Consider the following 6,147-nt stretch of genomic DNA (forward strand, 5'->3'; position numbering starts at 1 on the left):
CTGGCGCAAGAATGCTTGTCAGGCATAGATGCTTGTCAGGAATGCGTTCGACGGCGTCAGCGCCGACCGGCGGACGCCGCTGCCGAAGGTGAATTCATGGCGCGCAAGCGTCTCCGCCCCACGATCGCGTATCTGTCCGAGGCCGTGGCGCGGCTCGGGCTCGCCCCGGATTCCGTCGATCTGGAAACCCTGCGCGCCGATCTCGAGCTGCCCGATTTCGGCGCCGAGGTCGAGGACGAGCGGGTCGCCCAGGCGTTGCGCGCCCGGCAGCGGGCCCGGGCCTTCGCCGAGACCGGGGTCCCGGCGGTCCGGAAGGCCATCCCCACCCTGAAGGCCGCGATCACCCGGGACCATCGGGTGATCTGGACCATCCGGATCGAGATCCCGCTGCTCGACAACGGCCGCATGGACCTCCGGATCGACATCGCCCCGGACCCGGCCGCCGCCGAGATCCTGGCGCGCATGGCGGCCCGGAACGATCCCGCCCACCGGGTCGAGGCCCTGCGGGCGGCCGTGGCGGAGCGGGCGGCCGAGGCCGTCCGCAGCTTGAGCAAGCCGGTCGAGCGCCTGCGGGCGCAGATCATCCAGGACCTGCGCGAGGTCGGGGCCGATGCGGCCGCCTACATCGCCCACATGGACCGGTCGCTGCGGTCCCGGGTGTTCGCCTACGGGCCGAAGCTGGCACGCGCCCTGGTCGATGCGCTCACCCCCGTGCGCCGCCACGCCAAGGCGGTGGCGAGCGAGGGCTCGCGCCTGCGCCGCCTGCGCGATCAGGTCGGGTTCGGTGCCTATATCGAGCGCTTCGCCGCCGCCCGCCGGCTGAACCGGCGGATCCTGTTCCACATGGGCCCAACCAATTCCGGCAAGACCTACGCGGCCCTGCAGATGCTGACGGCGGCGCCGACCGGCACCTACCTGGCGCCCCTGCGGCTGCTCGCCCTGGAGAATTACGAGGCCCTGCGCGAGCGCGGGCTCCGGGCCGGGATGGTCACCGGCGAGGAGGTCTTGGGCGAGCCCGAGCCGACCCACACCGCCCGCACCATCGAGACCGCCGACCTGACCCGCCCGATCGACGTCGCGGTGATCGACGAGATCCAGATGCTGTCGGATCCCGACCGCGGCTGGGCCTGGACCAACGCGCTGTTCGGCGTGGCCGCCCGGACCGTGGTCGTGTGCGGCTCCGACGACGCCCTGTCGTATGTCCGCCGCGCCGCGGAGGCCGCGGGCGAGTCGCTGGAGGTGATCCCGTTCACCCGCAAGTCGCCACTGCTGCTGCTCGACGAGGCGGTGCCCCTGGAGAAGGTCGAGCCGGGGGACGCGGTCGTGGCGTTCTCGCGCCGCGCCGTGCACGAGAACCGCGAGATCCTGGTCGCCCGCGGGCACCGGGTGGCGACGATCTACGGCGCCCTGTCGCCGGAGGTGCGCCGGGCCGAGGCCACCCGCTTCCGCACCGGCGAGGCCAACGTCCTGGTCACCACCGACGCGATCGGCATGGGGCTCAATCTCGGGCCGCTCCGGCGGATCGTGTTCTCGACCGTGCGCAAGTGGGACGGCGTGAAGGAGCGCGGGCTGACCAATTCCGAGATCCGCCAGATCGCCGGGCGGGCGGGCCGCTACGGCCACCAGGAGGTCGGCTACGTGGCGGCGACGGACGCGATCGCCGTCGAGCCGATCCGGGTCGCGTTGTCGGGCGCTCCCACGGCGCCGGCGGCCGACACGCGCTTCTTCGTCCGGCCGGATCTCGGCGCGATCCGCTCCGTCGCCGCGGAGATGCAGACCCACAGCCTCCACGAGGTGCTGACCCATTTTGCCCGGGCGACCTTCTACGCCGGCTCGCCGTTCCAGCCCTCGGCCCTGGAGGAGATCCTGGAGGTCGCGCGGGTGGTCGACCGGGCGCGGCTGCCGATCGAGGAAAAGTTCGCCTTCTCGGTCTGCCCGATCAACCGGCGCGACGAGATCGCCATGGGCATGCTCGAACGCTGGAGCCAGGCTCGGGCGGCCGGCACCACGGTCCCGGCCCTGCGGGCGAACCTGACCGGGGAACTCGATTACCAGGAGCGGAGCGTCCGCCTGGCCAGCGCCTACCTGTGGCTGTCACGCCGCTTCCCCGACACCTTCGACGACGTCGAGGCGATCCGGCACATGCGCAGCCGCGCCAACGACGCCATCGAGCAGCACCTGCGCGAGACCGCGACCCGCAAGGCCGAGCGCCGCACCCGCCGGGCGGGCACGCGGTAGCGCATCATCCCGAAAGGTGGTTGCCGGCTTTCGGGATGATGCGAAATAACGACTTAAAAACTCACCAGCGGTAGCCGAGGCTGGCGATGACGGTCCGCCCGTTGCCGTAGAAGCAGCCGCCCGCCGCGAAGCAGGAGGCGACACTGGTCCGGTCGAACAGGTTGGCGGCGTTCACCGAGACCTGCCAGCCCGCCAGCCCCGGATCGGCGGCGCCGAGCTCGTAGCGGATCGCCGCATCGACCAGGGTCACGGCCGGCACCGAGAAGCTGTTGGCCGGGTCGCCGGCGCTCCGGCCGATGGCGCGGATCCCGCCGGCGAGGCTGAGGCCCGCCAACGGCCCGCCCGGGAACCGATAGTTCGCCCAGAGCGACACCAGCTGGTCGGGCACGGACACGAAGCGCTTGCCGACGAGCGCCGGGTTGCTGTCCCGGCTCACGGTGGTGTCGAGGTAGGTATAGGCGCCGATCAGGTCGAGGCTGTCGGACAGGGTCGCGCGGGCCTCGAGCTCGATGCCGCGCGAGCGCACCGCGCCGGTCTGGACTTTGTAGAACGGATGCGCCGGATCGGCGGTGGATACGTTGTCCTGGGTGATGTCGAAGCCCGAGACCGCGAAAAAACTCTCCAGGCCGGGCGGCTGGTACTTCACCCCGGCTTCGGTCTGCCGCGCATGGGTCGGCTTGAACGGCGCGCCCGCGAAGGTGGTGCCCAGGGTCGGCTCGAACGAGGTCGCGTAGCTGGCGTAGGGCGCGAGGCCGCCGTCGAACAGGTAGGTCGCGCCGACCCGACCGGTGAAGGCCGCGTCGTCCTGTTGGGAATTCCGCGCGCTCAGGCGGTTCGCGGTGTCGAGGAAGGACCAGTCCTGCCGCCCGCCGATCGTGAGGACCCAGCGGTCCAGCCGCATCTGGTCCTGGGCGTAGAGTCCGACGCGGTTCCAATCCTGCCGGGTCCGCGGGGCGGCCGGCGGAACCGCAAAGGGCCGGCCGTAGACCGGCGCTGCAAAGTCGATCGGCGGCACCGGGCCGAAGCCCGAGGCGTCCGTATCCGCCCGGGAGCCCTGATAGCCGAGCCCGAACAGGAGGGTGTGGGCGATCGGCCCGGTGGCGAAGTCGGCCTGCGCCTGGTTGTCCAGGGATAGCCCGTCCACCGCCTCCCGCGACCAGGAGGCCGAGCGTTCGAGCAGGCGCGACGTCGCTCCGAACGGGGCGAAGAAGTTGACCGCCGCGCCTTCGAAGCGCGTATCGATATGAGCGTAGCGCAGGTTCTGCCGAACGGTCCAGGTCGCGTCGAAGCGGTGCTCGACGGCGTAGCCGATCATGGCCTGCTGACGGTCGTAAGCATCGAACCCGGGCTCCCCCGGGAAGAAGCTGCGCCGGATTCGCCCGGCCGGGTTGGGGAACAGGGTTCCCTCGGCCGGGAGCCAACCCGAAAAGTTGTTGTGCGGGTCGTTCTGGTAGAAGCCCAGCAGGGTGAGACTCGTGTCCTCGTCCGGCCGCCACGCGAGCGTCGGGGCGAGCACGACCCGCTGCTCCCGGGAAAAGTCGACCTGCGTGTCGACCCGCCGCCCGAGGCCGTTGAGGCGGTAGGCCAGGCTGCCGTCGTCGCCGATCGGGCCGCCGATGTCGAAGGCCGCCTCGGCGCGGTTGCGGTTGCCGCTGGTGAGCGTCACCGCCCCGAACGGCTGCTCGGTCGGCCGCTTGCTGACCATGGCGACGATCCCGCCCGGGCTCGCCTGCCCGTAGAGTACCGAGGCCGGCCCGCGCAGCACCTCGACGCGCTCCAGCGTCGAGGGATCGATGACCTGTGCGGCCCAATTGCCGCCCTTGACCAGCGGCAGGCCGTCGAGGACCTGCGGGTTGGTGGCGCCGGCGGCGAACCCGCCGAAGCCGCGCAGGAACACGCTTTCCAGCACGCCGCCGATCCGCGTGTCCGCGAAGACCCCGGGCGTGTAGCGGACGCTGTCGCCGACGCTCCGGGCGGCCTGCTGATCGATCTGCGCCCGGGGGATCACAGACACCGCCTGCGGGACCGCGATGAGGGGCGTGTCGGTCTTGGTACCCGTGGCCGAGATGCGGGCCACGAGTCCGGGGACCGGATCCGTTCCGGTCATCCCGCGTCGCGTCACCGTAAGGACGGGCAGCGCGATGTCGGCATCCTTTTCGCCGCCCGGTGGGACGGCCACGCGTACCGATCGCACCGGGTTCAGCGGGGCAGAGCCGGTGTGCGGCTCGTGGCTGGACGGCCCTCCGAACGGCGGCTTCGTCTCTGCGCGGAGAGGTACGGGGGAGAGGCTTAGGACGACGGCGAGGACGACGGTGCAGTCCTTAATGCGCGGCAGCCTGGTCGCCTCTCGAACAGGCGTGGCGGGGGCGAGCGGGTGCTGGGTTCGCGGGGACATGATCGGGCTCCTGGCTCGGGAGCCCAGCGCTACGGCGGTTGTACGCGTCGGTCAACAAAGGTAGGATGATTGGATCAAACTATCTTTTAGCGGAATTCCAGGGAGCCGGGGTCATGGACCGCGCGACGTTCACCCTCCACGATGTTTCCGACTTTCCCATCGTGCGGATGCGGAATGACGCTGTGCGTCCGCCCGGCTACGCCTCCGTCTGGTGCCGGGAGATGGACGCGTTGCTCGCAGGCGGCGACCCCTTCGTGCTGATCTATGACGGACGCCGGCACGACGAAGCGCATGACGACCGGGTCGCGCGCGGCCTCTGGCTGAAGCGGAACAAGGAAGCCCTGGGCGGGTGCTGCCGCGCGTTGATCGTCGTCGAGCCAGACCCGGAGCGCCGCCACGCCTTGGAAGCCGCCTTTCCCAGCTTGATCCGCGCGTTCGGCACACCCCAGGCCGCATGCGCCACCGATCGCGAAGCCGTCGCACTGGCCAGGCAGACTCTGGGCGCGGCCGGCTGATCGGAGCCGCAGCGCGCTCAGCTCCCGGGGGCGGTCTCGATACGCCCCAGCGCATCGAGAATCGGGCCCACGATCGCCCGGGCCGCGTCCGCCGCACCCGATTCGTCCCGCTGCCGGATCGCATCGACCACCCGGCGGTGGGCGGCGAGGTCCGGCTCGGGCAGGGCCCCGTCACTGAGCGCCGTGCTCGTACTGCCATGCAACGACAGGGCGAAATACCGGTAGAGTTCCGCGAGGGCGGCGTTGTCGCCGCATTGTGCGACCGCGACATGGAAGGCGATGTCGCGCTCGATGAATCCGGCGAGGTCCCCGTCCTGTGGACGCTCCCCGCGCGCCTCCAGCAGGGCTTCGAGCCGCGCCACGTCACCGTCGTTCCGCCGCGCCGCCGCCCGGCGGGCCGCCTCGGTTTCGAGGAGCGCGCGCAACTCGAAATGGTCGCGCAGGCTCGCATGGGCGACCCGGCGCATGACCTCCGCCGGATCGACGTTGAGGCGGACATAAGTCCCGTCCCCCTGTCGCACCTCCAGCACCTTGGCGTGGGAGAGAACCCGCACGGCCTCCCGCACCGTGTTCCGCCCGACCTGCAGCATCTCGGCGAGTTCGGCCTCCTTCGGGATGCGCGCGCCGACTTTCCAGCGGCCGGTCTCGATCTGCGTGCGGATGAGATCGATCGCTGAATCGACCAGCGAGCGGCGGGCGGCCTGAGGCAGATTCAAGGTGGAGGGCATGCGCTCAGCTTCATGCCGGGATGCGGGATCATCCGACTTCTGAACCATCTCTTCGACCACTTCGCGCGGCAAGCGAAGCCCCGAACACGAAAAACCCGGTCCGCGCGAGCGGGCCGGGTTTTTGGTGGTGGTCGGGTGGTCGGAAGGGATTTGGTTGCGGGGACAGGATTTGAACCTGTGACCTTCAGGTTATGAGCCTGACGAGCTACCGGGCTGCTCCACCCCGCGCCAAGGTTGTGCGGCTGATCCGGGCTGGCTGGCGCTGGTTGGC

The 6,147-nt window shown here is 70.7% G+C and carries 4 protein-coding genes and 1 tRNA gene; 2 read left to right on the top strand and 3 right to left on the bottom strand.

All coding sequences use genetic code 11. The features are described 5' to 3' along the window. The first annotated feature begins 96 nt into the window (after window positions 1-96). Entirely contained in the window at window positions 97-2,238 is a 2,142-nt protein-coding gene (locus tag FV233_RS17460; protein WP_147898212.1) for a helicase-related protein, read from the top strand. Window positions 2,239-2,299: 61 nt separating this feature from the next. On the opposite strand, the gene FV233_RS17465 is transcribed toward FV233_RS17460, so the two are convergent. Then, entirely contained in the window at window positions 2,300-4,417 is a 2,118-nt protein-coding gene (locus FV233_RS17465) for a TonB-dependent siderophore receptor (RefSeq protein ID WP_246690013.1), read from the bottom strand. Window positions 4,418-4,746: 329 nt separating this feature from the next. On the opposite strand from FV233_RS17465, the gene FV233_RS17470 reads away from it, so the two are divergent. Further along, window positions 4,747-5,148, top strand: a complete 402-nt coding sequence (locus FV233_RS17470; protein ID WP_147898214.1) for a GntR family transcriptional regulator — start codon at window positions 4,747-4,749, stop codon at window positions 5,146-5,148. Between the two features lie 17 nt (window positions 5,149-5,165). Here the strand turns inward: FV233_RS17470 and FV233_RS17475 are convergent, their stop codons facing one another. Both FV233_RS17475 and FV233_RS17480 read right to left on the bottom strand, forming a co-directional pair. After that, window positions 5,166-5,876, bottom strand: a complete 711-nt coding sequence (locus FV233_RS17475) for an FCD domain-containing protein (RefSeq protein ID WP_147898215.1) — start codon at window positions 5,874-5,876, stop codon at window positions 5,166-5,168. Window positions 5,877-6,027: 151 nt separating this feature from the next. Then, window positions 6,028-6,104 (bottom strand) — tRNA-Met (locus FV233_RS17480). Window positions 6,105-6,147: the final 43 nt, after the last annotated feature.

The sequence above is a fragment of the Methylobacterium sp. WL7 genome, from assembly GCF_008040085.1.
GTDB lineage: Bacteria > Pseudomonadota > Alphaproteobacteria > Rhizobiales > Beijerinckiaceae > Methylobacterium > Methylobacterium mesophilicum.